Raw genomic sequence first — 25,477 nt, forward strand, 5'->3', positions numbered from 1 at the left:
CAATCGGATCATGGCTCGGTTTCGTCGATGACACCCGCTGACGCGGCCATTCCACCGACACTGCTGAGCGCGGTCGTGGCGATCGGCCGCCAGGCCGGGCTGCCGGTCTCGGCCTGGTTCTCGGGGACGGGGCTCGAGCCCGGACTCCTCGACGACGTCGATGTCCGCGTGTCGTTGGACCAAGCAAGGACGGTGCTCCGCAGAGTCGTCGCGGCGCTGCCCGACCGGCCCCTCGGCATCGAGGTCGGAGCCCGCGACGCGTTGCTGTCCTTCGGCTTCGTCGGCGTCGCGATGAGATCGTCCGCGACCGTCGGCGACGCGTTCGGGGTCCTCGACGAACTGCATCGGGCTTCCGGCAGCCTCGCCGACTTCATCGCGGAAGGGCTGGACGGGGACGAGATCGAACTGTATCTCCGGGAGCGCTGGCCGGATCCCGCTCTGCTTCCCTTCCTCGCGGAGGAGGCGTTCGCCAGCACCATCGCGTTCCTGCGCTCCGTCCTCGGTGAGACCTGGACGCCCACCCGGCTCTTCCTGTCCTATCCGCCGCCGGTGTATGCCGCCCGGTACGAGCGGTTCTTCCGTTGCCCGGTGCACTTCGCCGCGGACGCCGACCGGCTCGTGATCAGTACCGATGTGCTGGGATCGCGGATTCCCACTCACCACGAACCGACGCTGCGGACGGCGCTCGCGGTGTGCCGGAGCCTGATCGCCCCGGCGCGGACCAGGCCCGGAGTCGTCGCCGCGGTGGAGGCCATGGTGAACGCGCACCTCCACCGCCCGCTCACCATGGCCGAGGTCGCCACGCAGATGCACATCAGCGAACGCACGTTGCGCCGGCAACTGGCCGAGGCGGGCGACCAGTTCGGCGCCATCCGCGACCGCGTCCGCGAGCGGCACGCGACCGCGTTGCTCCGGCACTCCACCCTGGCGATCTCGGCTGTAGCCGCCGAAGTCGGCTTCAGCGACGGACGCGAGTTCCGCCGTGCTTATCGCCGGTGGACCGGCCGGACCCCACTTGCCGCCCGCGCCTCGGCCGACGGGTCTCAGGCCTGAAGGCTCGCGGGCAGCGTGGTGGCGCCCTCCGCCAGGCGTGTGGCGGCCCGGTGGTGCCGCTTGTCGACGGGGACGGTCTTCGTCGCCTTGGGCAGTCCCATGGCCGGCGTCCCGACGAACATGCTCTCGGCACGCTCGACGACGAAGGTCTCGTGCCAGACTCCCACGGCTTCGGGGTGTTTCCTCGCCATCGCGTTGAACCTGGTCCATGCCGGCCGGTGACTCTGCGATCCGGCGGACGCGTAGGCGTAGAGCTTTTCGGCCGAGGACCAGTACTGCACGGCGAACGGTCCTCTGCGGTTGAACAGGAACTCGTAGCCGAGCAGTCCCGAGTCCGGGTCGTCGGCGAGTTCCCGCATCATCGCCGGCATGGCGAAGAAGACCGGCAGATAGAGATCGGGCCGCCACCACTGGTTGAACGTCATGCCGATGTGGAACACCACCAGCTCCCCGTCGTACTGATGCGTGACCCTGCCTGGGGTGATCTTCACTGTTTTCTCCTTTGTGAACATGGCTCCGAACGGGGATCAGTTCACCGTGTGGCAGGGCTTCACGTGGAGGGCGGCGACGGCCACCACGGGGGGCGAACCGGACATGTTCCGCGCCGGCCCCGGAGTATGAGCTCCACGTTCCACAATGGACAACCGACGCCGGAAGCTCAGGGCGAGCGCCAGTCGTGCGCGGGGTAGGCCGTCCCGGCCTGGGCGGCCATCAACATCAGGCCGCCGTCCACGACCAGTGAGGCGCCGGTGATGTATCCGGCGGCGGGCCGGGTGAGGAACGCCACGGCCGCCGCGACGTCGTCGGCGTGCCCGGTCCGGCCGAGGGGGATGCCGGGCCGTTCCTGGTCGCGGGGGTCCGCGTCGGTCTGCCCGGTCATCGGGGTGGAGATCTCACCCGGCGCCACGGAGTTCACCGTGATCCCGTGTTCCGCCAGTTCCAGCGCCAGCACCTGGGTGAGCGCGCCGGCGCCCGCCTTCGCCGCGCAGTACGGCGCCGCGCCCACCCGCGGAACGTGCTCGTGGACGCTGGTGATGGTGATGATCCGGCCGCCGTGCGCGGCGTCGACCATCTGCCGTGCCGCGCGCTGCGAGCAGAGGAACACCCCGTCGAGGTCGACGTCGAGCACCTGCCGCCAGCGGTCGTAGGTCATGTCGACCGCCCGTTCGGTGCTGCCGGTCCCCGCGCAGTTGACCAGGACGTCGATACCGCCGAGATCCTCGGCGAACGCGTCGATGACGCCGGCCGCGCCGGGCAGTTCCGTCAGGTCGAGCCTTCGCACGTGCGCTGCCACCCCTTGTTCGCGCACCTCGGCCGCGGTGGCTTCCGCACCGGCCGCGTCGGAGTGATAAGTGATGCCGACGTCGAGGCCGTCCTTGGCGAGGGCGACGGCCCCCGCACGGCCGATCCCCGAATCGGAGCCGGTGACGACGGCGCGCCGCGGTGGTGCGGCCTCGGCGGGCAGCGGGGCGGGGGCGGCTTCATGACCGTTCACGGCTATCTCCTCCAGCACGGATCTCTTGGGCGCCTCCTCAGGCCGTACCCGGTACGCCGACGACGAAACGATGCGGGAAAGTCGCGTTCCGGCTGGTGGACGGGCGGGATATGGTATACGGACAGACCTTTCCCCATGCCCGGCGCCGGGCATGGAAAGATCATCCTCCGCCAGCGGCGCCTGGGTGGGAGGAGACGATCATGGACCTTCGGCCGGACGAGACCTGGCCCGCGGTGCTCGACGAGGTCACCGGGGCGCTGGAGTCGCTGACCGCGACGCTCGACACCGAGGACGACTTCGCGGTTCTTCTCCGCCGGACCTGTGAGCAGGCCATCCACGCCGTGCCCGGCGTCGACGAAGCCACCATCACGCTGCTGCGCGGCCACCATCCGGCCACCGTCGCCAGCACCAGCGACGTCGTCACCCGCCTCGACCACGACCAGTACAAGGCCGGTGACGGCCCCTGCATCCATGCCGCCGGCACCGGCACGGTGGTGCGGGTCTCCGTCGCCGACGCGGCCGAGCGGTGGCCGCTCTTCGCCCATGGCGCGGACAAGGCGGGGTTCGGCAGTTTCCTCTCCGCGCCACTGGTGGTCGGCGAGGGCCAAGCCGCCGCGGTCAACTGCTACTCCAGCCACGGACACGGCTTCGCCGAACTGGACGAGAAACTGCTCGACCTCTACACCAGCGCCGTCACCGCCCTGCTGCGCGTCTACGCCCGGTACCAGCACGCTCGCGACACCGCCGAGCAACTCCGTACCGCGCTCCAGAACCGCGCGGTGATCGACCAGGCCAAAGGCATTCTCATGGTGGTGCACAAGATCGATGCCGACGAGGCCTTCAGACGGCTCGTCGAACAATCCCAGCGGGACAACCTCAAGCTTCGCGACGTCGCGATCCGGTTCGTCATCGAGACCACCGGCGCCGACCCGGCTTGACCGGTGGTTCGTTCATGCCGCGCTTTCGCGGTCCTCCAGGCCTACGGCGTGCCGCAGTTCGTCGCGATCGCGACGTAGCTCGGGGTGGTCTTCGCCGACTGTTCTCATCAGGTCGGACAGCGCGTCGGCGATGGCGTTGAGCTTGTGCTGTACGGCGTCGTCGGCGCGTTTCTCAGTGTTCTGCAGGAGTGCGACCAGCAGGATCCAGGCGGCAGGCTCACGTGTGGCGCCGGACGAGGTGAAGGCCGGGATGCAGGGCAAGATGATGAAGCCCGGGTCGGCGAACGAATGACCTAGTGGCGGCCGAGCCGGCGCGTCAGGGCGTGAAGCAACTCAAAACCGGCGGTGTTCCCGCGGGGGTGTCGGACAGTTCCGTCAGCCACATGAGCAAGTTGAAGACCGCGAACACGAAGTCGGTCGCTCCGCCGCCTCCTGCCAGCCGCATCTGGATGGCTCGGCCGCCATTGTCTCCGGCCAACTCGGCGAGCAGTGCGCGCAACGCCGCACGCGGGCCCGGCGGCATGCGGTCGATGGTGACCTCGGAACCCGATCGATCCGTCAAAGCCACGGTGTAAAGATCTTCGGGCTCGGCGGGGAACCGGGCACGGATCGTCGCCGCACACCGGTCGACGAGTTCGTTCAAGAGCGCCGCCGAGGTCGCCGCCGAACCGGCGTTCGCCAGGATCGCGAGCGCGTCGGCGATGTCATCGAGTGCTTCTTCACGCACCGCGGTCAGCAATTCCTCCGTGAACGACCCGACATCCGGCTCCGCCGCGGGCCTCCGCTCCTCGTTCATCTTGAGCACGTACCCGCTGACCGTTTCATCAACCGCCGCGAAGACGTGATCGTCCGGTGGGCGATCGGGTAACCGGACGGCATGACGGACGATGACAAGACACGCGGCGGCCATCCCTCGGACCCCGCCGAGGGCGCCGATCGAGGCGATGACCCGAACTCGCCGGAGCAGCAACGGAAAACCGTCGAAAACGAAGCCGGAAACGACACCGAGGAAGGCGATTAGGCGGTGTCCTGTGAGTATCGCCGGGGCTGCTGACCTGCGTGAAGGGAGCGGGGGACCTTTGGTGTCGCGGGAGGGGTGTGGATATAGGGACGTTGAGCCCGGATCGGCCCAGACCGGCGACTAGTAGACGCCGAGTGGGGAAGATTTAGGACGTTGAACGTCCCAAATCTTCCCCACTCAACGGCACACCGATCGGCGACCTTGATCAACGGAGGATTAGGGACGCTCAACGTCCCTATTTCCACACACCGCTCACTCGCTGTCAGGGGCGTCGCTGACTGTGTGAATTTTTGTTGCGTTGGATGACCCGAAATCCACACGGTCACCGGGAGGGGGAGAGCAAGGGACCTTTGCTATCGCCTCCGGGTCAGTCCACCCGGCCCGTCCACCGCATCGCCAGGTAGACCTTCGTCGACTGGATCGCCCGTGCCGTCAGGGACCGCCTGGGCGAGAAGACCGCGAACATGACTTGCAGGACACGGCCTAAGCGGTCAGGACTCGTTCGACGAAAGCCCCGGCCGCCAACAGTTTCCGGTCTCCGCCGATGGTCCCGTCGAGCGCCAGCCCGGCGGGCAGGCCGCCGTGGCCGTGTCCCATCGGGACGGTCAAGCCGGGGACGCCCGCGATGCTGCCGGGCTGGCAGTTGCGGATGAAGGTGGGGAAGGTCGGGACCACGCGTCCACGGTGGACGAACTTCTCGACGGCGGAGAAGTCCTGGGCCGTCGCCGGTGTCGTGGGGAATCCGAGCGCGTCGATGCCGGTCTCGCCGAAGATCTTCGCGTAGGCGCGGCGTAAGGCCGAGCGGTTGGCGAGGGCGGCTTCGTAGATGGCCGGCGCGACGCCCGGCACGACCGACTCGGCGAAGATCACCCGGACGTCGGCCGCGGCGATCTCGTCGACAAGTCGCTCGAACGAAGTCTCGGGCAGGTACTCGGCGAGGTACGCCCGTAACCCGGTGCCCGCTTCGTGGATCACCAGCGGCATGCCCTGATCGGTGACGAGTTCGGCGAGGGGCGTGTCGTCGACCGGCACCAGGGTGACCCCGGCCGCGCGCAGGCGGGCCAGCGCGGCCGTCCACAGTTCTTCGACGTCGTCGGCCAGGTCGCCGGTCAGGAAACCGTGCGGCACGCCCAGCCGGATCGGCGGGAGTTCGAGCAGGGGTCCCGGTTCCTCCGCCGCGAGGACGGCGTCGAGGAACGCGAGATCGGTGACCGTGCGGGCGATCGGCCCCACCGTGTCCCGGGTGCTGCTCAACGGCGTGATGCCGTCGGACGGGTAGCGGCCCGTGGTCGGCCGGAAACCACAGACCCCGTTGAGCGCGGCCAGCACGCGCACCGAACCTCCGGTGTCGGTTCCGAGGCCCGCCGGGACGATGCCCGCCGCGACGGCCACCGCGGTCCCGCCGCTGCTGCCGCCGGCGAAGCGGGACGGGTCGCAGGCGTTGCGCACCGGACCCAGCGGAGTCGTGTCGCAGGTGATGCCGAGCGCGAGCTCGTGCATGGACGCCTTGCCGATGACGGTGGCGCCCGCGTCGAGCAGGCGCCGGACCACGCCCGCGTGCTCACGCGGGACGTGGTGCGCCAGTGCGGGGGTGCCCGCGGCGTTCGGCATGCCCGCGACGTGGATGTTGTCCTTGACGACCAGCGGAAAGCCCGACGCCGGGCCGATCGGCTCCGGCGCGAGGTGGCTGAGCGCGTGGAGGTCCTGGACCTCTTCCGCGCGAGCGCGGCATTCGGCGGCACTTCGAGTTCCACTCACCGGCAACTCCTGGGGTCGAGGGCGGCCAGCTTAGCGAGGGAGGCGAAGCCAAGGCGTGATTCGCGTGTCTGCACACGAGACTCGCGTGCTTGGAGGCGTAACTCGCGTGATTGGAGGCGTAACTCGCGGCGACACCTGGCTTTCGCGACATGTCGCCCAAGGCGTGACAAAGGCCACACTTACTGATAAAGACAATCGTTTTCATTAAGCTGCGGCCGGGCTTTCCCCTGTCGTGCTCCCGAGATCCGGGACGCGCCTGTCACCCCGTCCACAGAAAGGCCGAACGTTCATGAGCTCCGGTCCCTCGCTGCACATTCTCACGCGCACGGATCTGCACAACCTCGAACTCACGCCGGACGAGGCGATCACCATGGTCGAAGACGGTTACCTGGCCTACGCGTCCGGAGCCTCGCGGAATCCGGCGAAGCTGATGGTGCCGATGCCGGATCCCGCGCGGGACGCCGTCGCGTACTCGATGCTCGGCTACGACGGCTCCCTCGAGCAGGCCGCGTTCAAGACGAGTTACCGGCAGGGCAGCACGTCGGCCGAGAAGTACTACACGACGATCACCCTTTACGACGACACGACCGGCCTGCCGTTCGCGCTCATGGACTGCCACCGCGTCGGCGCCACCCGCACGCCTGCCAGCACCGCGCTGATCGCGCGTTCGTGCGCCCGGCCGGGGGCGCGATCCGCGCTCATGGTCGGCACCGGCGCGCAGGGGATCCGGACGCTGCCGTACCTGCTCACCGCGTTGCCGGACCTCGAACGGTTGCGGTTGTTCGGCACGCATCCCGACGGCCTGCGCGACAGCGTCGCCGCACTCGAAGAGCGGTTCCCGGACCGCGCGGTCGAACTCGTCGACGACGTCGAGGCCGCGGCGCGCGAGTCCGACATCGTGGTCGCCGCGTCGGGCCGGGCCGCGCATCCGAAGATCCGCCTCGGCTGGCTGCCGCCGGGCGGGCTGCTGATCTCGGTCGCCAGCAAGGGAGTCCAGGAGGGCACGCTCGCCGAGGCCGACTACACCGTGGCCACCAACGGCGCGCAGGTCGAGGTGACCGGGCAGCGGATGGCCGGTCCGGACGGCGTGTTCCGCATCGACGCCGAACTTCCCGACATCCTCGCCGGTCGCGCGCCCGGCCGCCGCGGCGACGAAGACCGGGTGTTCGCCTTCAGCAGCGGCATGATCATCACCGACATCCCGGTGGCGCGCGCGCTGGCCGCCCGCGCCATCGCGGCGGGCCGCGGCCGTGAGGTGGCCCTGTGGACCTGATCGACACCCTGTCCCCGCCCTTGCCCGCGCTCGAACGTCCCTGGGCGCACCGGCTGCGTGCCTCGGAGACCTTGTGGGAGATCGCCCGCGGGATCGGCGGCGGTCCCTTCCACGTGATCCATCCGGCGACTTTCGCCGAGAACCTCGGGGGAATGGTCGCGGTGCTCGCGGCCGAGCGCGTCGAGGGCACCGTCTACTACGGGAAGAAGGCCAACAAGGCGGCGGCGTGGCTGCGGGAATGCACCCGGCCGGGCACGGGCGTCGACGTCGCGAGCGTGCCCGAACTGGTGCACGCCCTCGGCAACGGCCTGCGAGGGGAGGCGATCGGGGTGACCGGCGCCGCCAAACCGGACGGCCTCCTCTGGCTCGCCCTTCGGCACCGCTGTCTCATCGCGGTGGACGCGGCCGATGAACTGGAACGCGTCGCGCGCATGGCCGCCGAACTCGGGGAGACGGCCCAAGTGCTGCTGCGGGTGAGGCCGCCGTCCGCGCCGGAGAGCCGGTTCGGCTTCGCTCCCGATGCCTTGAAGGCGGCTGTGCGGCAGTGTGCCGAACCGGTCGTCCTGCGGGGTTTCTCGTTCCACTTGGACGGCTACGACCCGGTGCCGCGGGCGGAACTCGCCGCGCACCTGATCGATCTCTGCCAGGACGCCCGCGCGCTCGGGCATCCCGCGTCGAAGATCAGTATCGGCGGCGGGATCGCCGTGTCCTATGTGGACGCCGAGGCCTGGGCGCGGTTCGAGTCCGGCAGGCATGACGGCTGGTTCCACAACGGCCGCAACCCGGGGCGGACCTATCCGTACCACCAGTCGCCGACCGGTGCGGCCATGGTCACCGCCATCCTGCGGCACGAGATCGCCGGGAAGCCGCTCGCGGAACGCCTGCGCGCGGCCGGGATCGAGCTGCTGCTCGAACCGGGCCGCGCGCTCGTCGACGGCGCCGGGTTCTCGGTGTTCCCCGTGCTGGGCTGCAAATCGGCCGAAGGCCACCTGATCACCACGGTCGCGGGCCTGTCCATGAGCCTGTCCGAGCAGTGGAAAGGCAGCGAATTCCTGCCCGATCCGCTCCTCGTGCGCAGGGAAGCCACGGACGGCACGCCGGTGCGCACCGTCGTCGGGGGTTCGAGCTGCATGGAGTACGACGTGCTCACGTGGCGCGCGGTGGAACTGCCCGCCCGGCCGAGGGCCGGCGATCTCCTCGTGTACCCCAACACGGCCGGCTACCAGATGGACAAGAACGAGAGCGGTTTCCACCAGCTTCCCCTGCCGCCGAAGGTGGTGGTCGACGGCGATCACTGGCACGTCGACACCGACTATCCGATCCAGGAGATCCGATGACGATCGTCCAGCGCGCGTCCGATCTGATCGGGAACACGCCGCTGCTGGAGCTCGCGCGCACCGGCACCGGCACGCGCCTCCTGCTCAAACTCGACCACCTCAACCCGACCGGCTCGTGCAAGGTCCGCATGGCGAGGCAGATGATCGACGAGGCGGAACTCGAAGGACGGCTGCGGCCTGGCGGGCACATCGTCGAGCCCACCTCCGGCAACACCGGCAACGGGCTCGCGCTGGTGGCACTGGAACGCGGCTACCGGTTCACCGCCGTGGTCGACCATCACGCCGCCCGCGAAAAGCTCCGGATGCTGCGTGCGCTCGGCGCGGAACTGGTGTTCGTCGAGGCCCCGGCCGACGGCGGCGTCAGTTCGGTCCAGCGGAGGCGGGTCGCGGCCCGGATCGCCGCGGACACCGGTGCCTACCATCCCGATCAGCACAACCATCCGGGGAACGGCAACGGCTACACCGGATTGGCGCGGGAACTCCTCGAACAGCTGGGCGCCGTCGACGTGCTCGTCGCGGCGATCGGCACCGGCGGTTCGCTGTGCGGCACGGCCCGCGCCCTGCGCGCGGCCGGAGCGGGCACGCACGCGGTGGCGGTCGAACCCGTCGGCTCGATCATCTTCGGTGGCGCGCCGGGGATCTACCACCAGACCGGGGCGGGCAGCCCGGCCGGTTTCCCGGTCGGGGACAACGTGGACCGATCGGTGATCGACGAAGCCCACCGCGTGTCCGACGGCGACGCCTTCGCCGGGGCTCGCGTCGTCGGGCGGCGCACCGGGGTGCTGGTCGGCGGGACCACCGGCGGCGCGATCCAGGTCGCGCTCCGGCGGCTCTACGCGTATCCGGCCGGAAGTACCGTCGTGGTGCTGTGCAACGACGCGGGCGAGAAGTACCTCGACTCGGTCTACGACGACGAATGGCTGCGTGCCAGGGGAGTGCTCGACGAACTCGCCCACCGCCGGATGGATCACTGGTTCGCCGCCTACGCCGAGTCCGTACGAGTGGCCATCCGCGACAGGACGGCCCGTCCGGTGGCGGTGGGCGTATGACCACGATGGTGGCCACGCGCGGATACCGGGCACTCGTCGCGCTGGCCGCGCCGATCGCGGGAATCCAGCTGGCACAGGTGGCGCTCACCAGCGTCGACCTGGCCATGCTCGGCCTGCTCGGGGTCACGGCGGTGGCGGGGCTGGGGCTGGCGATCCTGCTCTACAACCAGATCCGCACCATGTGCGTCGGCATGGTCACCGGCGTCGGGAACCTCGTGGCCACGGCCGCCGGTGCGGGCGAACTCCGCACCGGCACCGGTGAACTCGACGAACGCGCGCGGGACGAGATCCGGTCGCTCCTGCGGTCGGCGCTGCTCGTCGCGACCATGACCGCGGCGATCGGCGCGATGGTCCTTTGTGGACTCGCGTCCGCTTTGCCTTTGCTCGGCCAGAAACCGGAGATCGTCGCACTCGCAAGGGCGATGATGTTCGCGCTGGCGGGCGGGCTGTTCCCCATGGTGTGGCTGAACGTGCTGCGCCAGTTCGCCGTCGGGCTGCGGCGCCCGGGTTCCCTCCTCGCCGTCACGCTGGTGTCGATCGCGGTCAACGCCGCCCTCAACGCCGCGTTCGTCTACGGCTGGGCGGGCCTGCCGTCACTGGGCATCGCCGGGATCGGCCTCGCGACGACACTGGTCCAGTTCTTCACCCTCGCCGTGTTCGCCTCGGCCGTCCGGCGGGATCCGCGGCTGCGCCCGATGGTGTCGCTCGCGCTCTGGCGCGCGGATCCGGCGGTGGTCCGGCATATCGTCCGGCACGGGACGCCGATCTGTTTCACCTACGGGTCCGAGGCCGCGATCACCTCGATCGCGACCGTGCTGATGGGAGCCTTCGGCCCGGCGATGCTCGCCGCGTCGAACGTCGCGAACCAGCTCGCCTACATCGTCTACCAGGTCAACATCGGACTGTCGCAGGGATCGTCCATTTTGGTCAGTCGCGCGGTCGCCCACGGCGAACGACGGCGGGCGCCGGTGATCGCCCGGCAGGCGCTCACCCTTTCGTGGTCCTTCATGGCGGTGGTGAGCCTGGCGTATCTGGTGATACCGCAGGTGTTGTTGTGGCCGTTCCTGCACGACGAGGCCGACGCGGTGGTGCTCGGCACCGCGTCGACCCTGCTGGTGTTCGCCATCGCGCAGCAGTACAGCAAGGGAACGCAGAACATCCTCGTCGGCCTGCTGCGCGGGCTCGGCGACACCGTTTCCGGGCTCCGCTGCACCCTCGTCGGGTACTGGGCGATCGGTGTACCGGCCATGGTCCTGTGCGCCTACGTGTTCGCTTGGGGCGGCTGGGGTGTCTGGGCCGGATTGTGCGTGGGTTTCGCGGCGACCGCGGCACTGCTCGGGCGGCGGTTCGCCGGAGCCGGGACCGGTTCGGCGCGATAGGCGTCGATCCGGGCGAGCAGGGCGCGGGAGGCGGGGTCGGCCGCGTGTGTTCGCAGCAGCGCCGCCAGCGGTGCGAGCCGGTCCTTGGTGCGGGCGGAACCGAGACCATGCGCGAGGTCCACCGCCTCGGTGCCGATGCGCACGGCCTCGTCGAAATCGCCTTGGAGCGCGTGGTTCTGCGCGAGCATGATCAGCGTGAGCGCCAGGCTGCGGGACATTTCCGCGCCGTAGTGGCCGGTCGCGTCGCGAAGCAGCGCGATCGCCTCGTCGCTGTGCCGCGAGGTGACCGTCTGAGCCAGTTCGGTGAGGACGGTGCCTCGCATCGCTTCCATGTCCGTGGTGCCGAAGAAGGCTTCCCATGGCCGCGCGGCGGCCCACGTGTCCGCTCCCTCGAACCGGGACTCCGCCCGCGCGAGGCGGTCGAGGGCGGCACGCTCGTCCCCGGCCTTCGCCAAGGCCCACGCCTCGTTGACGGTCAGGATCGCCTGCGCCCGCCCGGAACCGGACCGGTGGGCGGCGGCCTGCCCCCGGCGGAAATGGTCCAGCCCGGCTTCGACGTCGTCATGGTGCAGTTCCAGCCTTCCGAGGCGGTAGCAGATGTTGGCCACGAGACCGTCGTTCCCCGCCTCGGTGGCGAGAGCGAGCGCGCGGTCGAACCGGAGCCGTGCCGGAATCCGGCGGCCGATGTCGAATTCCGTCCAGCCGAGCAGATTGTGCAGATCGGCGAGCACGGTCAGCAGCCGCGCCCGGAGCGCGCCGGGGACCGCGCCCCAATGAAGCAGGAGGCTGACTCTTTTCACGACGTGCACCGCGTCACGGGAAAAGGCGCCACCCTGCCGGTAATCCAGTGCGCGCAGGACGTCGACCGCGTTTTCGAGGCATTCGACGTCGGCTGTCCCGATGCGGTCCGGCGGCTCGCCTTTTCCGGTCGTTGTCATGAACTCACCTCACGCAAGTCATGGCCCGCTTCCCGGCTACCCGGAGTCGATCCCCCCGAAACCGGCCGTCACTCCGCAGTGGCCTTGATTTGACCCGTTCCAGAGACGCTCTTATCGTCGGAGGTGATGTCCGACTTCGAGGCACAGCTGCGAGCGGTTTCGCTGCGCGTGACTCGGCCCCGGCTGGCCGTGCTCGCCGCGCTGCGCGATCATCCGCACGTCGACACCGAAACGGTGATCGCGCTGGTGCGGGCCGACCTCCCGACGGTCTCGCACCAGGCGGTCTACGACGTGCTGCGAGCGCTGACCGAAACCGGTCTGATCCGCCGCATCCAGCCGGCGGGCGCGCTCGCCCGCTACGAAACCCGGGTGGGGGACAACCATCACCACGTCGTGTGCCGGTCCTGTGGCGCGATCGCGGATGTCGACTGCGCCGTCGGCCATACCCCTTGCCTCACCGCCTCCGAAGACCACGGTTTCGTGATCGACGAGGCGGAGGTCGTCTACTGGGGCGTCTGCCCCGACTGCGCGGCCGAACCCGTCCAGCGATGAAATCGCCTGCCCTGGAAGGAAAGAAATGAGTGACACCCCGGAGAAGGGCTGCCCGGTGGCCCACGACTCCGTGACCGCGCACGGTAGCGAGAGCGAGAACCCGGCGATCGACTCGCCGACGCCGAAGTCCGGCGGCCGTCCACGCACCAACAAGGACTGGTGGCCCAACCAGCTCGACCTTTCGGTGCTGCACGTCCACTCGTCCAAATCCAACCCGCTCGGCGCGGACTTCAGCTACGCCGACGAGTTCGCCGCACTCGATGTCGAGGCCCTCAAACGGGACATCGTCGAGGTGCTCACCACCTCGCAGGACTGGTGGCCCGCCGACTTCGGCCACTACGGCGGCCTGATGATCCGGATGAGCTGGCACGCCGCGGGCACCTACCGCATCCACGACGGCCGCGGCGGGGCCGGTGACGGCGCGCAGCGGTTCGCCCCGCTCAACAGCTGGCCCGACAACGCCAACCTCGACAAGGCGCGGCGGCTGCTGTGGCCGGTCAAGGAGAAGTACGGCCAGCGGATCTCGTGGGCCGACCTGCTCGTGCTCGCCGGCAACGTCGCGCTGGAGTCGATGGGCTTCAAGACCTTCGGTTTCGGCTTCGGCCGCGAGGACACCTGGGAGCCCGAGGAGATCTTCTGGGGTCCGGAAGACACCTGGCTGGGTGACGAGCGCTACGCCGGCGACACCGAGATGGTGCCCGACGTCGGCGCGACCGAGATGGGCCTCATCTACGTCAACCCGGAGGGACCCCGCGGTAGCGCGGACCCGGCCGCGGCGGCCCATTTCATCCGGGAGACCTTCGCCCGGATGGCGATGAACGACGAGGAGACCGTCGCGCTCATCGCCGGTGGCCACACCTTCGGCAAGACCCACGGCGCGGGCATCGCCGACGACCACGTCGGCCCGGAGCCGGAAGCCGCCCCGATCGAGACGCAGGGCCTCGGCTGGCTGAGCGACCACGGCAGCGGCAAGGGCGCCGACACGATCACCAGTGGTCTCGAAGTGACGTGGACCGACAAGCCCACGCAGTGGAGCAACCGGTTCTTCGAGATCCTCTTCGGCCACGAATGGGAGCTCACCACGAGCCCCGGCGGAGCGAAGCAGTACGTCGCCAAGGACGCCGAGGCGATCATCCCGGACGCCCACGACCCGACCAAGAAGCACAAGCCGACCATGCTCACCACGGATCTGGCGCTGCGCGTCGACCCGGCGTACGAGAAGATCTCGCGCCGCTTCCTGGAGAACCCGGACGAGTTCGCCCTCGCCTTCGCCAAGGCCTGGTACAAGCTGCTGCACCGTGACATGGGCCCGGTCAGCCGCTTCCTGGGACCGTGGGTCCCCGAACCGCAGCTGTGGCAGGACCCGGTGCCGGAGGTCGACCACGAACTCGTGGGCGAAGACGACATCGCCGCGCTCAAGCGGAAGGTGCTCGAATCCGGCCTCACGGTCGCTCAGCTGGCCGGCACCGCCTGGGCGGCCGCGGCGAGCTTCCGGTCCACCGACAAGCGCGGTGGCGCCAACGGTGCCCGCATCCGCCTGGAACCCCAGCGTGGCTGGGAGGTCAACCAGCCGGAACAGCTCGCGGGCGTGCTGGCGACCCTGGAAGGCATCCAGCGCGAGTTCAACGACGCCGGCGGCGCCAAGATCTCGCTGGCCGACCTGATCGTGCTGGCTGGCTCGGCCGCCGTCGAGAAGGCCGCGCGCGACGCCGGCACCGAGGTGACCGTGGCGTTCCGCCCCGGCCGCACCGACGCCACGCAGGAGGACACCGACGTCGACTCGTTCGCGCTGCTCGAGCCGCGCGCCGACGGCTTCCGCAACTACCTGCGTGCCGGGGAGAAGTTGCAGCCGGAGGTCCTGCTCGTCGAGCGCGCCTACATGCTCGACCTGACCGCCCCCGAGATGACCGTCCTCGTCGGCGGCCTGCGTTCACTCGGGATCAACACCGGCGGCACCCGGCACGGTGTCCTCACCGACCGGCCCGGCGTGCTCACCAACGACTTCTTCACCAACCTCCTCTCGCCGGGCACCCGGTGGAAGGTGTCGGAGGAGGAGAACGTCTACGAGATCCGTGACGTCGCCACGGACGCGGTGAAGTGGACGGCCACCGCCGTCGACCTCGTCTTCGGCTCCAACTCCCAGTTGCGGGCGCTGTCCGAGGTCTACGCGGGTCAGGCCGCGCGCGAGCGGTTCGCCGCCGACTTCGCCGCCGCCTGGACCAAGGTCATGGAGCTGGACCGGTTCGACCTCGCCTGATCGCGGGTCCTGCGTTTTGCGCGTGAAGGCCCCCTTCCCTCGGCTCAGCCGAGGGAAGGGGCCTTCACGCGCTTCAGGGGCTCACCCGGCTCTTGACTGTCCACAAGGGACGCTGTGCGGGACAAAGGTGCCCGATTTGGGTGACTTGCACGGTTTCGCGAGGGGGTCGTGAGTGCTTTTTGTTGTTCTAACCCTCATTGCCACTCACGACCCCCCCCGCGGACACTGAAGCCCCGCCGGCGTCCAGAATCAAGCTCCACCACCGGTCGCCTGACCTGCAAGATCTCGACTTTGCCGGGACCCTGGGCTCAGCCGAGGGAAGGGGCCTTCACGCGCTTCAGGGGAGGTCTAGTTCGTTGTGCCGGGTGGCGAGGGTGCGGGCGAGTTCGGCGAGCTTCACGTTGAGGTCCTGAGAGGTGCGGCGCAGCACGTCGAAGGCCTCGTCGGCGGTCAGGCCGCGTCGCTGCATGAGGATCCCTTTCGCCTGCCCGATGACGTCGCGCGATTCGACGGCCCGGCGAAGGTGGTGCGCCTCCAGTTCCGCCCGGTTCACGGCGTTGGTGTTCGCCAAGGCGAGCGAGCCGTGGGTGGCCAGCAGTAGTGCGGTGTCCTCCGCGACGGTGTCGAGGGCGTCCGGGCGGCGGCTGTAGATGTTCAGCGCCCCCGGCAGCCTCGGCGGAGCCGCGTGGGGAACCAGCACGGTGGACAGGATCGCGGTGAAACCGTGCGCCACGGTGGCCCGCGAGAACTCCGGCCACCGCTTCTCCGCCGCCAGGTCGTCGCTGCGGACGTGACCGGGGCATTCACTGTCCGCGGCGTCGACGCAGGGCCCGGTCCCGGCGCGGTACTGCACCTCGTCGAGTTCCATCGCCACCTCACCGGTCGAGACCGGCGTGTGGAAGGTCCCGTCCGGGGCACGGAGCGTGACCGACACCAGATCCGCGCCCGGGACCACCCGGTACGCGGCGGCGACGATCTGCTCGAGGACCTGCGCGGGCGTCGACGCGGTCAGCAACAGGCGCGTGAGCTCGACGAACTGCTCGGCCAGCGGGCCTGCCGAGATGTCCTCGGTGGAGCCGAAACCGGCCCTGTCGCGCTGCCACAGTCGTTCGTCCGCCATCACTGATCATCCAGTCGGGTTCGGTGTCCTTCACGGGTACCCCGCGGCGTCTTCCGCCAATCGAGTCCTATGTGGACGGTGCTAAGGGGTCGACCCGCTTGCGGAGGAGACAGAACACGTTCCCTTCGGGGTCGGCGAGCACGTGCCACGACTCTTCCCCCGTCTGGCCGACGTCGGCGGGCACCGCCCCGGCGGCGAGCAGCCGCTCCAGTTCCGCGTCCTGATCGCGGTCGGTGGGGTTCACGTCGAGGTGCAGGGGGAGCTTGCCGGGTTTCGGATCGTCGCTGCGACTCAGGATCAACGTGGGCTGAGGGCCGCCGAAGCCGGTTCCCGGCGGGCCGATCTCGATGTCGTCGCCTTCCTTGCCGATCTCGACGTACCCGAGTACCTCGCACCAGAACGCCGCCATCCGGACCGGATCGGCGCAGTCGAGGATGAGTTCGGTGATACGGCAAGCCATGCGGTGAGGATATCCCGGCGCCGAGAGGAGTGAATCGGCTCCGCGCGGGTACCCGACGGCGTCGAAGTGATCCCGGACCGAGGAGGCGGCTGTGGCGGGCGACGTAGTGGACTTGATCATGCAGGACCATCGCGAGGTGGAGCGGCTGTTCGGCGAACTCGAACGGCATCCGGAGAAACGACCGCTGCTCGTCCCGGTGCTTTCGTCGCTGCTCACCGCGCACAGCCGGGCCGAGGAGGCCGAGGTGTACCCGGCGGCCAAAGGCGAGGCCGACGAGTCCGACGAGGTCGCGCACGGCCAGAAGGAACACGCCGAAGCCGAGCAACTGCTGGTGAAGCTGAACGGCACCGATCCCGGGTCGACGCAGTTCGACAAGGTGCTTTCCGACCTCGTCGAGGCCGTCACGCATCACGTGAAGGAAGAGGAAACCACCGTCCTGCCGAAGATGCGGCGCGAACTGAACGAGGCACGACGGCGCGAGCTCGGTGAAGCCTTTGTGACGAGCCGCACTTCTCACCTCGGCGACCGTCCTGGTGAGGCGACGAAGGAAGAACTCCTGACCCAGGCGCGCAATGCCGGTGTGACGGGTGCTTCGAAGATGGGCAAGGAGGAGATCGCGCGGCAGGTCGTCCAGTCGTCCTGAGCGGGAGACGACGGTTGCGGTCCGGACCGAGCCCTTTTACCGTCGATGCATGGCGATCGACACCGAAGCCGGGCAGGCCGCTCCTCTCGTCATGGCCGAGACTGTGCGCTCGGAAGACGCGATCACCGTCGAGGTGGCGGGTGATATCGACATCGCGACCAGCTCCCGGCTCCGGGCCGAGCTCGAGGCGTTGCTGGAGCGCCGTCCCGCAGCCGTGGTGCTCGACCTGACCAGAGTCAGCTTCTGCGACTCGTCGGGCCTTTCCGTGCTGGTGCAGGCGAACCGTCAGTGCGCGGAGGACGGCATCGACCTGAGTTTGGCTCCGTCCAAGGTCCTGCTCCGCGCCCTTGAGCTCACCGGGCTGCTGCCGACCCTGAAGGTGGTCACGCCCGGGGCGTGAGTGGTTTGGGTCCTTCCCGTGCGCCCGAATCGCCACTCGTGACCGCTCTGACCTGTACTTTCCTCGCCTGGTCAGGCGGGAGACGATCAGCGAGTCTCAACTCGCGAGTGTTTGGGTCGTTCTGATGGGTTTCGTTGAAGTGAGTGGGGAGGATTTGGGACGTTGAACGTCCTGAATCCTCCCCACTCGACTGGTCGCGACGATGGAGGATTCAGGACACTGAACGTCCCCAATCCTCCATCGTCAGCGCCGAGCCCTCAGGTGACGACGCGCACGGTGCCCAGCTCCGGATCCGCGGCGTCGTAGATGAACATGCCCGTCCGGACACCGGTGTGGAGGTAGTCCACGATCGCGTCGGTGAACACCTCGCCGGGAGCGATCGCCGGGACCCCTGGCGGATAGGGGCTGATCATCTCCGCGCTCACGCGCCCCTCGGCCTTGTCCAGCGGCACGTGCTCGGCTTCGGCGAAGAACGCGTCGCGGGGCAGCATCCGCATTTCGAGCGTCAGTTCGGCGCCGGAGGGCAGGTCGACCGGCGGCCGCCGCTCGAAGTCGTGGTCGACCAGCCCGCGTAAGCCGTGCAGCAGTGCGGAGACCGTGTCTTCGTCGTCGGCGTGGGTGATCTGCACGGCGATCCGCCGGTGGTCGGACAGGCCGGTGTGCAGATGGCGTTCGGCGAGATGGTCGGCCGCCTGATAGCCGGTGATGCCGAGGCCTGCGACATCGATCACGATCTTGAGCGGGTCGTGTTCGAAAGCCAGCGGGTAGAACTCATCCGCCATCGCGTGCAGGCGGGGGATGCGTTCGATCTCCTCGCGTACCCGGGCGGCCAGGGCCAGCGCTTTGCTCAGGAGCTCTTCGCCGTGCTCGACCATCTGCCTGCGCCAACCGTCGAGGGAGGCGTACAGCAGGGCGGAAGTGCTCGTGGTGCCGAGGAGATCTTCCCTCGACTTGAGCAGGTCCGGCGAAATCCGGTCACCCCGCAGGTGGAACACCGAGGCCTGCTCGAGACCGCCGCCCATCTTGTGCGTGCTCGTGACGCACAGGTCGGCTTCACCGTCCATCGCCCAGGTCGGCAGGTCGTCGTGGAACGGGTAGTGCGCACCCCACGCCTCGTCGACGATCAGCGGTTTGTCCACGTCATGGCAGGCGCGGGCGACACCGCGGATGTCGGCGCAGGTGCCGTAGTCGGTCGGGGTGATCAGCAGCATGCCTTTGACCTGGGGAGCGTCCGCCAGTGCGGCCCTGGTCTCTTCCGGGCCGGGAGGATGCGCCAGGTGGTGCTCCTCGTCGTACCGGGGCCGGACCCAGACCGGGTGCACGCCGCTGATCACCAGCCCGGCCACGACCGACTTGTGGGCGTTGCGGGACACCAGGATCCGTTCGCCGGGGCCGGCGATGGCGAGCATGGCGCTCTTCACCGAGAGTGAACTTCCGCAGGTGGAGAAGAAAGTGTGTTCCGCGTCCACCGCGTCGGCCATCAGGGCCTGCGCCTTCGAGAGGATGCCGCGCGACATCCTCCGGTCGTCCAAACCGTTGAGGGTCAGCAGATCAGACGCGAACGCGTCCCTGCCGAGCAGGTCCAGCACCCGCGGATCCGCGCCGCGCCCCTGTTTGTGCCCCGGTGGGGTGAACGCCAGCCCACCCGCGCGGCGGTAGGCGTCGATGGCTTCCAGTACCGGTGCGCGCGAGTGGTCCATCCTGCCTCCGATCAGCGGCCGAGGGCGTTCTGCAGTTCCTTCTTGCTCATACTCGAGCGGCCCTTGATGTTGCGCTTCTTCGCCTCGTTGTAGAGCTGGTCCTTGGTCGGCCCGCCGGGGCCCTTCCGGTTGCCGGACCGTTGGCCGCCACGCTTCTGCGGTGAGGTGTCCCTGGTCGAACTCTTGCTCGCGGTCTTGGATTCACCGGATTGCGCGCGGTTCTTGTTGACCGTGCGCGCGGCGATCTCCTCGGCGCGGTCGGTGCTCGCGCCGCGTTTCTTCTGAGAGGACTTGATGTGCGAGTACTGACGTTCGCGTTTGTCGCTCCAGCTCTGTTCGGGCACGGCTCCTCCTTTAAGTTCGTGACCTGCGAATACCCCTTCGGATCACGGACGAATCGTGAGATCACCCGTCCAGGTCAGGGCGGCCGATGTTTGTCGTATCCGCCTGCCGGGTAATCCGGTGGAGACGAGGGGAGCGGACCCATGCCAGTTCACCAGGGACGAATGTGACTTTGATGAACGCGTCGTCGCTCATGGAAGACCTCGACCACTCCGTCCTGCGGGAAGAGCGGGAACAGGTGGTGCCGTCCCCGCGTGACCGCCGAAGCGGCAGGGCGCGGAAGGACGACTATTCGCATTGCCGCCCCTTGTTCGACGAGATGGCCTCCTTGCCCGACGGGCACCCGGACCGGCGCCGTCTGCGCGAACGTCTGATCCTCGAACTCCTGCCGATAGCCGAGCACATCGCCGCTCGCTTCAGCGGACGAGGCCAGCCGAGGGAAGACCTGGTCCAGGTGGCGCGGATCGGGCTGATGAAGGCCGTCGACCGGTTCGATCCCGGGATGGGCGGGGATTTCCTCGCCTTCGCGGTGCCGACGGTCATGGGCGAAGTGCGGCGGTTCTTCCGCGACACCGGCTGGGCGGTGCACGTCCCGCGCGGGATGCAGGAGCTGCGCACCCGGCTTTCGCGCGCGACCACGGAGCTGACTCAGACCCTCGGCCGCGCGCCGACCCCCACCGAACTCGCCGGTCACCTCGACCTGGACGTCGATACCGTCCGAGAAGGCTTGCTCGCCGCGAACAGCTACCAGACCTCGTCACTGGACCGGCCGGTCAACGACGGCGAGGGCTCACTTCCCCTGTCGGACGTGGTGGGGGAGCTGGATTCACGGTTCGAGCACATCGAGGACCGGCACACCGTGGTCCCCCTGCTCGAAAAGCTGCCGGAACGCGAACGGGCGATCCTCGCGATGCGGTTCTTCGACGGGCTGACCCAGTCTCAGATCGCCGAGCGCGTCGGGATCTCCCAAATGCACGTCTCCCGTCTGCTCACGAAGACGCTGCAGGAGCTGCGCGGCAGGCTCAAGGCGTAGAGGCCGCCGCGAACAGCTTCCCGAGCCCCGGCCGGATCGGCGGTGTGCCCAGTGCGTGCAAGGAATCCCAGAGGGTGACCGCGGTGGCCGTCAGCACGGGTTTGCCGAGTCCGGTTTCGAGTTCCTCGAGCAGTGGTGCCGTATGCAGGGCGGTTTCGGGGATCAGCACCGCTTCGGCTTCGGCATGGTCGGCCGCCATCACGAGTTCGGTGATCTGCCCGCGATCCCAGGTGGCGAGAGCGCGGTCCGAGGGGGCGTCGGCGGAGACCGAGTGAACGGTGGTGACCCCAACTTCGGCGAGGAAGTCGACGAAAGTCGCGGTCGTGTCGCGGTGATAGACCGAGGCGAGTGCGACGCGGTCGGCGCCAAGGTGGGCGAGCGCGGTGAGGTATGCCAAGGAAGTGCTGCGCGCGGGCACGCCGAGCCGTTCACCAAGTACGCGACTTTGTTCGAGCGCACCTTCGAGGCCGCGCGTGAAACTGCAACTGGAGCAGGCCCAGCTGACGACCTGCGGCGCCGTGTCGAACCGCGCGGCGGCCGAAAGCCGGTCCGGGGCCCCGAGTTCGCGGACGGCTTCGTGTTTTCCGGCCGGGTCGAGGTCGTCGACCCGGCCGATCTTCTCTCCCCACGGGACGTACGCGAAGTCCACTACGAGGTCCGGATCCAGTTTCGCCGCCAGTGCGAGGAAATCGTCCTCGCCGCAGTTTCGCGTCGGATACAACAGACCGATCCTGGTCACGGCAGCTCCTTTCGGGTCTAGGCGCTGTCCTGTGAGTCTGTTCGATGGGCTTCGTGATCCAGGTGGTTCCTGACGGTGCGGGCGGATCGGCCTCGTACCGGGTCGTACTCGGCCGCATCCGTCCGTGCCGTCAGGGACCGCCTGGGCGCGAAGACCACGAACATGACTTGCAGGACAGCGCCTAAGCCCTTCAGAGGTACCCGACGCGAGCCGCGGTCACTCGTGGATGGCGGACAGCGTGCCGAAATCCGGTGGGGTGAGTTGCCCGAAGCGGTGGTCGTCTTCGCGTACGGCCTTGACGAAGCGTGCGACCCTGGCGGGCTCCGGGGTGGCGGTCTTCCCGCCCAGATAACGGAGCACGATGAGGTCTTCGCCGGAATGGGTCTCGATCGCCACGGCCCAGCCGTGGATTTCGTCCCACAGCAGGGCCACGTCGCGTTCCGGATGGGTGGGGAGGCGTCCGTCGAGCGCGACGTAGGCCGAGACCGGGCTGTCGTGGTCGACGGTGCAGGATTCGAGGCCGACGCCGAGGGCCTCCGTGACGTCGGCGAGGTAGCCCCACACGGCGTCGCGGGTGTGGGGGTGCCGGACAGGCATGGTGAGCAACGAGGACTTCCTTTCTTCCCCGGTCTCCGCCGGTGCGGGGCCCGAGCGGACCCCGCACCGGAAGGGACACTCAGGCCTGGATCTCCTTGCGGTCGGACTCGGCGCCCTTGATCTCGATGCGCCGCGGCTTGGCCTTCTCGGCGATCGGGATACGCAAAGTCAGCACGCCGGCCTCGTACCCGGCGGCGACGCGGTCGGTGTCGAGGGCGTCGCCGAGGAACAACTGACGGGAGAAGACCCCCAGCGGACGTTCGGAAACCTGCATCTGGACGTCTTTACCCGGGGCGGGCCGCCGCTCCGCCTTGACCGTCAGGACGTTGCGCTCGACGTCCAGCTCGATCGCGTCGGCGGCGACACCGGGAAGGTCGAAGCAGACGACGAATTCGTCACCGTCGCGGTACGCGTCCATCGGCATCGTGGCCGGCTTGGACCACGTTCCGGGCGTCGTGGCGCCGAACATCTGCTGGGCGAACCGGTCCAGCTCACGGAACGGGTCGGTGCGCATCAACATCGGGTTCCACCTCCTGGCTCGTTGTCTCTGGTGTCAACACGCACCACTGTTGTAGCATGTCATCGAAACGATGACAACCGCCAAGTCGTCGATCCGATGACAGACGGGATGACAGGCATGGACGAAGACCCCGCTCGGACAGTGCGCTCCGTGCACGACATCGTGGCCGAGGCCCGCTCGGGCGTTTCGAAACCGGAGCGGGTCCTGGAGGCCTTGATCGCGCTGAAGACGGTGCGCGAACAGCTGGCCGCGTGGGAACCGGAGCTGATCGCGGCCGCTCGCGAGGGCGGCACCAGCTGGACGGCGCTCGCCCCGGCACTCGGGGTCGCGAGCCGTCAGGCGGCGGAGCGGCGGTTCCTGCGGTTGCGGCCGTCCACCGGCGGCGAGCACACCGGGGAGGCGCGGGTCGACGCGGAACGTGATCGGCGGGCGGGTGATCGCGCCGTGGCGGAGTGGGCCCGGCGCAACTCGGCGATCCTGCGGCAGCTGGCCGGTCAGGCCGGCGCGCTGGACGGGCTGAACGCCAGGGCGAGGGAAAGCGCGGACCGGGTGAGCGCGGTGCTCGGCGAGGACGACGTCACGGGTCTGCTGGCGCCGCTGACCGACCTGCGCGCGCAGCTTCCCCGCGAGCACACCGGATTCGCCGAACGGCTCGGGGAGATCGGGGTGCACGCCGAGCAGGTCCGGCGGGACGCCGTCGACGACCGGCGGTCTTCACGGTGAAACGGGAGGTGTGAACTCTGTCCAGGGCGGGTACCCGCAGCCGTTCGCCAGTCCGCCGAGCGAGCCGGAGGTCCCTCATGCCTGAAGCGCCACCTTCCGCCGACGTCATCAGCCTGGCGCTGAAAGTGCTTGCCACCCAAGGATTACGTGGGCCGGCCGCCCGCGCCGCCCTTGAGACGATGGCGCGGGAACGGCGTCTGCCGGTGAAGCGGTGCGCCGCGCTCATCGTGGCGGCCGTCGACGGGCGAGTGAACTGAGCCCGGGCCGAAGGATGCTTTCCTCGCGTCGCATGCGGGGTCCTGGCAAAGTCGCATAACTGCTGGTCGGCTCCGCCGCTGGAGCGGGACAAGGCGAACGTGTCGCGGTGGACCCGACAGGAGCTCCGACAAGAGCCTCACCGGCTCTTGACTGTCCACAAGGGACACATTACGAGGTAAAGGTGCCCGATTTGGGTGACTTGCACGGTTTCGCGAGGGGGTCGTGAGTGATTTTTGTTGTTCTAACCCTCATTGCCACTCACGACCCCCCGCGAAACCGCACATAGCGGCATCAATCGGACACTCAATCGCCCGGCGGTGTCCCTTGTGGACACTGGCGGCTTACTGGCAGGCTTCGCAGTCCGGGTCGTCGATGCGGCAGGCCGCGCCGTCGGTGAGCGGGAAGTCGAAGTCGTCGAGGGCGGGGACGGCCAGAGCGGTCTCTTCCGGCGTGGCTGTGGCGGACATGTCACTCCCTTGGTACGGAACGGGTCTCATCTCTCTGTAGCGCTGAAGATCGCCGGTCATTCCGTGACGCGCGCCACAGGGGCGGTCCGGCTACCCGGCGGCGGAATCCACCGCGCGGAACAGCGTCTCCGCGTCGTCGACAGCCTTGGCGAGGACATCCGCGTCCGCCCGCAGACCGGCGATGATCGCGTCGGCCTCGCGCAGTCCCGCCCGCCGCAACAGCCGCTTCTCGTTGGTGACCCACTCGCCGCGGGCCGCGAGGACCGCGTGCGCCGTCTCCATGGCGGCGGTGGCCAGCGCGCCGGCGACCTCCGTGGCCTGCCCGCGCGGGACGAAGGCGCCGCGGGTGTAGCGCAGGGTCAGTTCCGCGCGGCCCCGCCACATCACCGGAGCCGTTTCCCGCAACGCTTCCGGGTAGCCCGGCCGCGGCAGATCGCCGCGCAGCACGCGGTTGACGGCGAGTTCGGCGACCGGCAGGTAACTGGGGACGCCCGCGAGGTGGAACATCAGCGGCTCCCAGTGGAACCGGCCTTCCCGTGCTTCGGCGAGGTGCCGCTCGACGGCGTCGAGATCGCGGTAGTGGACGTCGACCTGCCTGCCGTCGATCGTGAGCCAGGCGCCGCCGTTGAACACACCGCCGCCCCAGGCGCCGATCTCGGAGACCTCGCCCTCCCAGTCGAGGGCGCGTAGATCCGCCGGGTCGAAACCGCCGCGGTAGTAGACGGCGAAATCCCAGTCGCTGCCGGGGTTGTGGGTCTCCTGGGCGCGTGATCCGCCGAGCGTGACGGCGTGCACGGCGGGCAACGCGGCCAGGCCGTCCGCCACGTGGGCGAGGAAAGTCTCGTCGTTCATCGCGCGATGATCTTAGTGACGCGCCAAGGTGGACGCGACGCGTTTTCCGTGACCCCGGTTCAGAACGAGATGTTCCCGTGGATGTCGCGGGCCTGCACGACCTTCCCGGAAACCGTGCCCGAGACCGTGTTCACCACGCCACCTGTCTCGGCTCTGTTCCCGCCCGCCTTGTCCCACTCACGGTGGAGCCGCTCCGCGAATTCGGGGTCTTCGGCTTCGGCCGTGGACAGCCGCGTCGCGAGCGCGCGCACTTCCGCGGAATCCTCCGCGGCGCCTTCGGCGGCTTCGAGTGCCGCCGTCGCCTCGAGGTCTTCGGAGAATTTCTCCTTCACCAGTTTGTACAAACCGACCACGGATCGGGCCGCGAGTGCGGCGGCGAGAGAAATGAGGACCGGTTCTGGCATCGGATCGCTCCCCGTCGGGTCCGGTCGGGCACGGTCACCTCACGGTACCGGTATTTCGGGAGCTTGATGGTGCCCGGACCGAAGTCCGGGCGACCCGGGTGCTTCAGCAGTTCCACCAACTCGCGACGACCGCGAAAATCGTGGGGACGTCCGCCAGTACGGGAAGAAT

At 68.9% G+C, this 25,477-nt stretch carries 30 protein-coding genes; 14 read left to right on the top strand and 16 right to left on the bottom strand.

The window, feature by feature from the left end; genetic code table 11:
* The first annotated feature begins 27 nt into the window (after positions 1-27).
* Positions 28-1,053, top strand: a complete 1,026-nt coding sequence (locus tag DMH03_RS14545; protein ID WP_125792491.1) for an AraC family transcriptional regulator — start codon at positions 28-30, stop codon at positions 1,051-1,053.
* On the opposite strand, the gene DMH03_RS14550 is transcribed toward DMH03_RS14545, so the two are convergent.
* Together DMH03_RS14550 and DMH03_RS14555 are read right to left on the bottom strand one after the other, a co-directional pair.
* Positions 1,044-1,544 carry a DUF4188 domain-containing protein gene (locus tag DMH03_RS14550; protein ID WP_199748868.1) on the bottom strand — a complete coding sequence of 167 codons (501 nt, stop codon included), beginning with the start codon at positions 1,542-1,544 and terminating at the stop codon, positions 1,044-1,046. The genes DMH03_RS14545 and DMH03_RS14550 overlap by 10 nt on opposite strands.
* Before the next feature lie 167 nt (positions 1,545-1,711).
* Positions 1,712-2,548, bottom strand: a complete 837-nt coding sequence (locus DMH03_RS14555; RefSeq protein ID WP_233611509.1) for an SDR family oxidoreductase — start codon at positions 2,546-2,548, stop codon at positions 1,712-1,714.
* Positions 2,549-2,748: 200 nt separating this feature from the next.
* Between DMH03_RS14555 and DMH03_RS14560 the strand changes: the two genes are divergently transcribed.
* Positions 2,749-3,486: a GAF and ANTAR domain-containing protein gene (locus DMH03_RS14560; protein WP_125792494.1), complete on the top strand. Its 738-nt coding sequence runs from the start codon at positions 2,749-2,751 to the stop codon at positions 3,484-3,486.
* Between the two features lie 12 nt (positions 3,487-3,498).
* On the opposite strand, the gene DMH03_RS14565 is transcribed toward DMH03_RS14560, so the two are convergent.
* Positions 3,499-3,747, bottom strand: a complete 249-nt coding sequence (locus DMH03_RS14565; RefSeq protein WP_199748869.1) for a hypothetical protein — start codon at positions 3,745-3,747, stop codon at positions 3,499-3,501.
* 55 nt (positions 3,748-3,802) lie between these two features.
* Positions 3,803-4,282, bottom strand: a complete 480-nt coding sequence (locus tag DMH03_RS14575; RefSeq protein WP_125792495.1) for a hypothetical protein — start codon at positions 4,280-4,282, stop codon at positions 3,803-3,805.
* Between the two features lie 81 nt (positions 4,283-4,363).
* Here DMH03_RS14575 and DMH03_RS42310 point away from each other — a divergent pair, with 81 nt between their 5' ends.
* Positions 4,364-4,507, top strand: coding sequence for a hypothetical protein (locus DMH03_RS42310; protein WP_199748870.1), 144 nt, complete (start codon positions 4,364-4,366; stop codon positions 4,505-4,507).
* Positions 4,508-4,990: 483 nt separating this feature from the next.
* Here the strand turns inward: DMH03_RS42310 and DMH03_RS14580 are convergent, their stop codons facing one another.
* A complete protein-coding gene (locus DMH03_RS14580) occupies positions 4,991-6,265 on the bottom strand; it encodes an amidase family protein (protein WP_125792496.1) in 1,275 nt (424 codons plus the stop codon).
* 289 nt (positions 6,266-6,554) lie between these two features.
* Between DMH03_RS14580 and DMH03_RS14585 the strand changes: the two genes are divergently transcribed.
* Genes DMH03_RS14585 through DMH03_RS14600 form a run of 4 tightly spaced genes read left to right on the top strand, consistent with a single transcriptional unit; the run spans position 6,555 to position 11,303 of the window.
* Positions 6,555-7,538: an ornithine cyclodeaminase gene (locus DMH03_RS14585; protein ID WP_125792497.1), complete on the top strand. Its 984-nt coding sequence runs from the start codon at positions 6,555-6,557 to the stop codon at positions 7,536-7,538.
* Complete coding sequence (locus DMH03_RS14590) at positions 7,529-8,875, top strand: alanine racemase (RefSeq protein WP_125792498.1); 1,347 nt, start codon at positions 7,529-7,531, stop codon at positions 8,873-8,875. The genes DMH03_RS14585 and DMH03_RS14590 overlap by 10 nt, the downstream gene beginning before the upstream one ends.
* Positions 8,872-9,924, top strand: coding sequence for a cysteine synthase family protein (locus tag DMH03_RS14595; RefSeq protein ID WP_125792499.1), 1,053 nt, complete (start codon positions 8,872-8,874; stop codon positions 9,922-9,924). The genes DMH03_RS14590 and DMH03_RS14595 overlap by 4 nt, the downstream gene beginning before the upstream one ends.
* A complete protein-coding gene (locus tag DMH03_RS14600) occupies positions 9,921-11,303 on the top strand; it encodes an MATE family efflux transporter (protein ID WP_125792500.1) in 1,383 nt (460 codons plus the stop codon). Before DMH03_RS14595 ends, DMH03_RS14600 begins: the two co-directional genes overlap by 4 nt.
* Here the strand turns inward: DMH03_RS14600 and DMH03_RS14605 are convergent.
* On the bottom strand, positions 11,186-12,241 hold the full coding sequence (locus DMH03_RS14605) for a hypothetical protein (RefSeq protein WP_233611510.1): 1,056 nt from the start codon (positions 12,239-12,241) through the stop codon (positions 11,186-11,188). The genes DMH03_RS14600 and DMH03_RS14605 overlap by 118 nt on opposite strands.
* 126 nt (positions 12,242-12,367) lie before the next feature.
* On the opposite strand from DMH03_RS14605, the gene DMH03_RS14610 reads away from it, so the two are divergent.
* Positions 12,368-12,793 (top strand): Fur family transcriptional regulator, encoded by a 426-nt coding sequence (locus DMH03_RS14610; RefSeq protein WP_125792501.1) that lies wholly within the window; start codon positions 12,368-12,370, stop codon positions 12,791-12,793.
* A 25-nt stretch (positions 12,794-12,818) separates the two neighbouring features.
* Entirely contained in the window at positions 12,819-15,050 is a 2,232-nt protein-coding gene (gene katG / locus DMH03_RS14615) for a catalase/peroxidase HPI (protein WP_125792502.1), read from the top strand.
* A 337-nt stretch (positions 15,051-15,387) separates the two neighbouring features.
* On the opposite strand, the gene DMH03_RS14620 is transcribed toward katG, so the two are convergent.
* Both DMH03_RS14620 and DMH03_RS14625 read right to left on the bottom strand, forming a co-directional pair.
* A complete protein-coding gene (locus tag DMH03_RS14620) occupies positions 15,388-16,170 on the bottom strand; it encodes a GAF and ANTAR domain-containing protein (RefSeq protein ID WP_125792503.1) in 783 nt (260 codons plus the stop codon).
* Between the two features lie 67 nt (positions 16,171-16,237).
* The gene (locus DMH03_RS14625; protein ID WP_125792504.1) at positions 16,238-16,630 is read right to left on the bottom strand and encodes a VOC family protein; all 393 of its coding nucleotides are present in this window, start codon (positions 16,628-16,630) and stop codon (positions 16,238-16,240) included.
* 91 nt (positions 16,631-16,721) lie between these two features.
* On the opposite strand from DMH03_RS14625, the gene DMH03_RS14630 reads away from it, so the two are divergent.
* Together DMH03_RS14630 and DMH03_RS14635 are read left to right on the top strand one after the other, a co-directional pair.
* A complete protein-coding gene (locus tag DMH03_RS14630; RefSeq protein WP_125792505.1) occupies positions 16,722-17,273 on the top strand; it encodes a hemerythrin domain-containing protein in 552 nt (183 codons plus the stop codon).
* A gap of 49 nt (positions 17,274-17,322) precedes the next feature.
* Positions 17,323-17,673, top strand: coding sequence for an STAS domain-containing protein (locus DMH03_RS14635; protein ID WP_125792506.1), 351 nt, complete (start codon positions 17,323-17,325; stop codon positions 17,671-17,673).
* A gap of 257 nt (positions 17,674-17,930) precedes the next feature.
* On the opposite strand, the gene DMH03_RS14640 is transcribed toward DMH03_RS14635, so the two are convergent.
* Together DMH03_RS14640 and DMH03_RS14645 are read right to left on the bottom strand one after the other, a co-directional pair.
* Positions 17,931-19,373 (bottom strand): aminotransferase class I/II-fold pyridoxal phosphate-dependent enzyme, encoded by a 1,443-nt coding sequence (locus tag DMH03_RS14640; RefSeq protein WP_125792507.1) that lies wholly within the window; start codon positions 19,371-19,373, stop codon positions 17,931-17,933.
* Positions 19,374-19,384: 11 nt separating this feature from the next.
* A complete protein-coding gene (locus DMH03_RS14645) occupies positions 19,385-19,717 on the bottom strand; it encodes a plasmid stabilization protein (protein WP_125792508.1) in 333 nt (110 codons plus the stop codon).
* A 173-nt stretch (positions 19,718-19,890) separates the two neighbouring features.
* On the opposite strand from DMH03_RS14645, the gene DMH03_RS14650 reads away from it, so the two are divergent.
* Entirely contained in the window at positions 19,891-20,748 is an 858-nt protein-coding gene (locus tag DMH03_RS14650; RefSeq protein WP_125792509.1) for a SigB/SigF/SigG family RNA polymerase sigma factor, read from the top strand.
* Here the strand turns inward: DMH03_RS14650 and DMH03_RS14655 are convergent.
* The 3 genes from DMH03_RS14655 to DMH03_RS14665 form a co-directional block, all read right to left on the bottom strand.
* A complete protein-coding gene (locus tag DMH03_RS14655) occupies positions 20,738-21,487 on the bottom strand; it encodes a decarboxylase (RefSeq protein ID WP_125792510.1) in 750 nt (249 codons plus the stop codon). The genes DMH03_RS14650 and DMH03_RS14655 overlap by 11 nt on opposite strands.
* A gap of 216 nt (positions 21,488-21,703) precedes the next feature.
* Positions 21,704-22,084: a DUF6292 family protein gene (locus DMH03_RS14660; RefSeq protein ID WP_125792942.1), complete on the bottom strand. Its 381-nt coding sequence runs from the start codon at positions 22,082-22,084 to the stop codon at positions 21,704-21,706.
* 79 nt (positions 22,085-22,163) lie between these two features.
* Positions 22,164-22,604, bottom strand: a complete 441-nt coding sequence (locus tag DMH03_RS14665; RefSeq protein WP_125792511.1) for an Hsp20/alpha crystallin family protein — start codon at positions 22,602-22,604, stop codon at positions 22,164-22,166.
* Between the two features lie 117 nt (positions 22,605-22,721).
* On the opposite strand from DMH03_RS14665, the gene DMH03_RS14670 reads away from it, so the two are divergent.
* Both DMH03_RS14670 and DMH03_RS14675 read left to right on the top strand, forming a co-directional pair.
* Positions 22,722-23,327 (top strand): HSP18 transcriptional regulator, encoded by a 606-nt coding sequence (locus DMH03_RS14670; RefSeq protein WP_125792512.1) that lies wholly within the window; start codon positions 22,722-22,724, stop codon positions 23,325-23,327.
* A gap of 77 nt (positions 23,328-23,404) precedes the next feature.
* Positions 23,405-23,584: a hypothetical protein gene (locus DMH03_RS14675; RefSeq protein WP_125792513.1), complete on the top strand. Its 180-nt coding sequence runs from the start codon at positions 23,405-23,407 to the stop codon at positions 23,582-23,584.
* Between the two features lie 342 nt (positions 23,585-23,926).
* Here the strand turns inward: DMH03_RS14675 and DMH03_RS42865 are convergent, their stop codons facing one another.
* The 3 genes from DMH03_RS42865 to DMH03_RS14685 all read right to left on the bottom strand — a co-directional run bounded on the left by DMH03_RS42865 (position 23,927) and on the right by DMH03_RS14685 (position 25,308).
* Positions 23,927-24,052: a hypothetical protein gene (locus DMH03_RS42865; protein WP_007031507.1), complete on the bottom strand. Its 126-nt coding sequence runs from the start codon at positions 24,050-24,052 to the stop codon at positions 23,927-23,929.
* Between the two features lie 90 nt (positions 24,053-24,142).
* Complete coding sequence (locus DMH03_RS14680) at positions 24,143-24,904, bottom strand: nucleotidyltransferase domain-containing protein (RefSeq protein WP_125792514.1); 762 nt, start codon at positions 24,902-24,904, stop codon at positions 24,143-24,145.
* Between the two features lie 59 nt (positions 24,905-24,963).
* The gene (locus DMH03_RS14685) at positions 24,964-25,308 is read right to left on the bottom strand and encodes a hypothetical protein (RefSeq protein WP_125792515.1); all 345 of its coding nucleotides are present in this window, start codon (positions 25,306-25,308) and stop codon (positions 24,964-24,966) included.
* Positions 25,309-25,477 lie beyond the last annotated feature (169 nt).

This window comes from Amycolatopsis sp. WAC 01376, from assembly GCF_003947415.1.
Taxonomy (GTDB): Bacteria; Actinomycetota; Actinomycetes; order Mycobacteriales; family Pseudonocardiaceae; genus Amycolatopsis.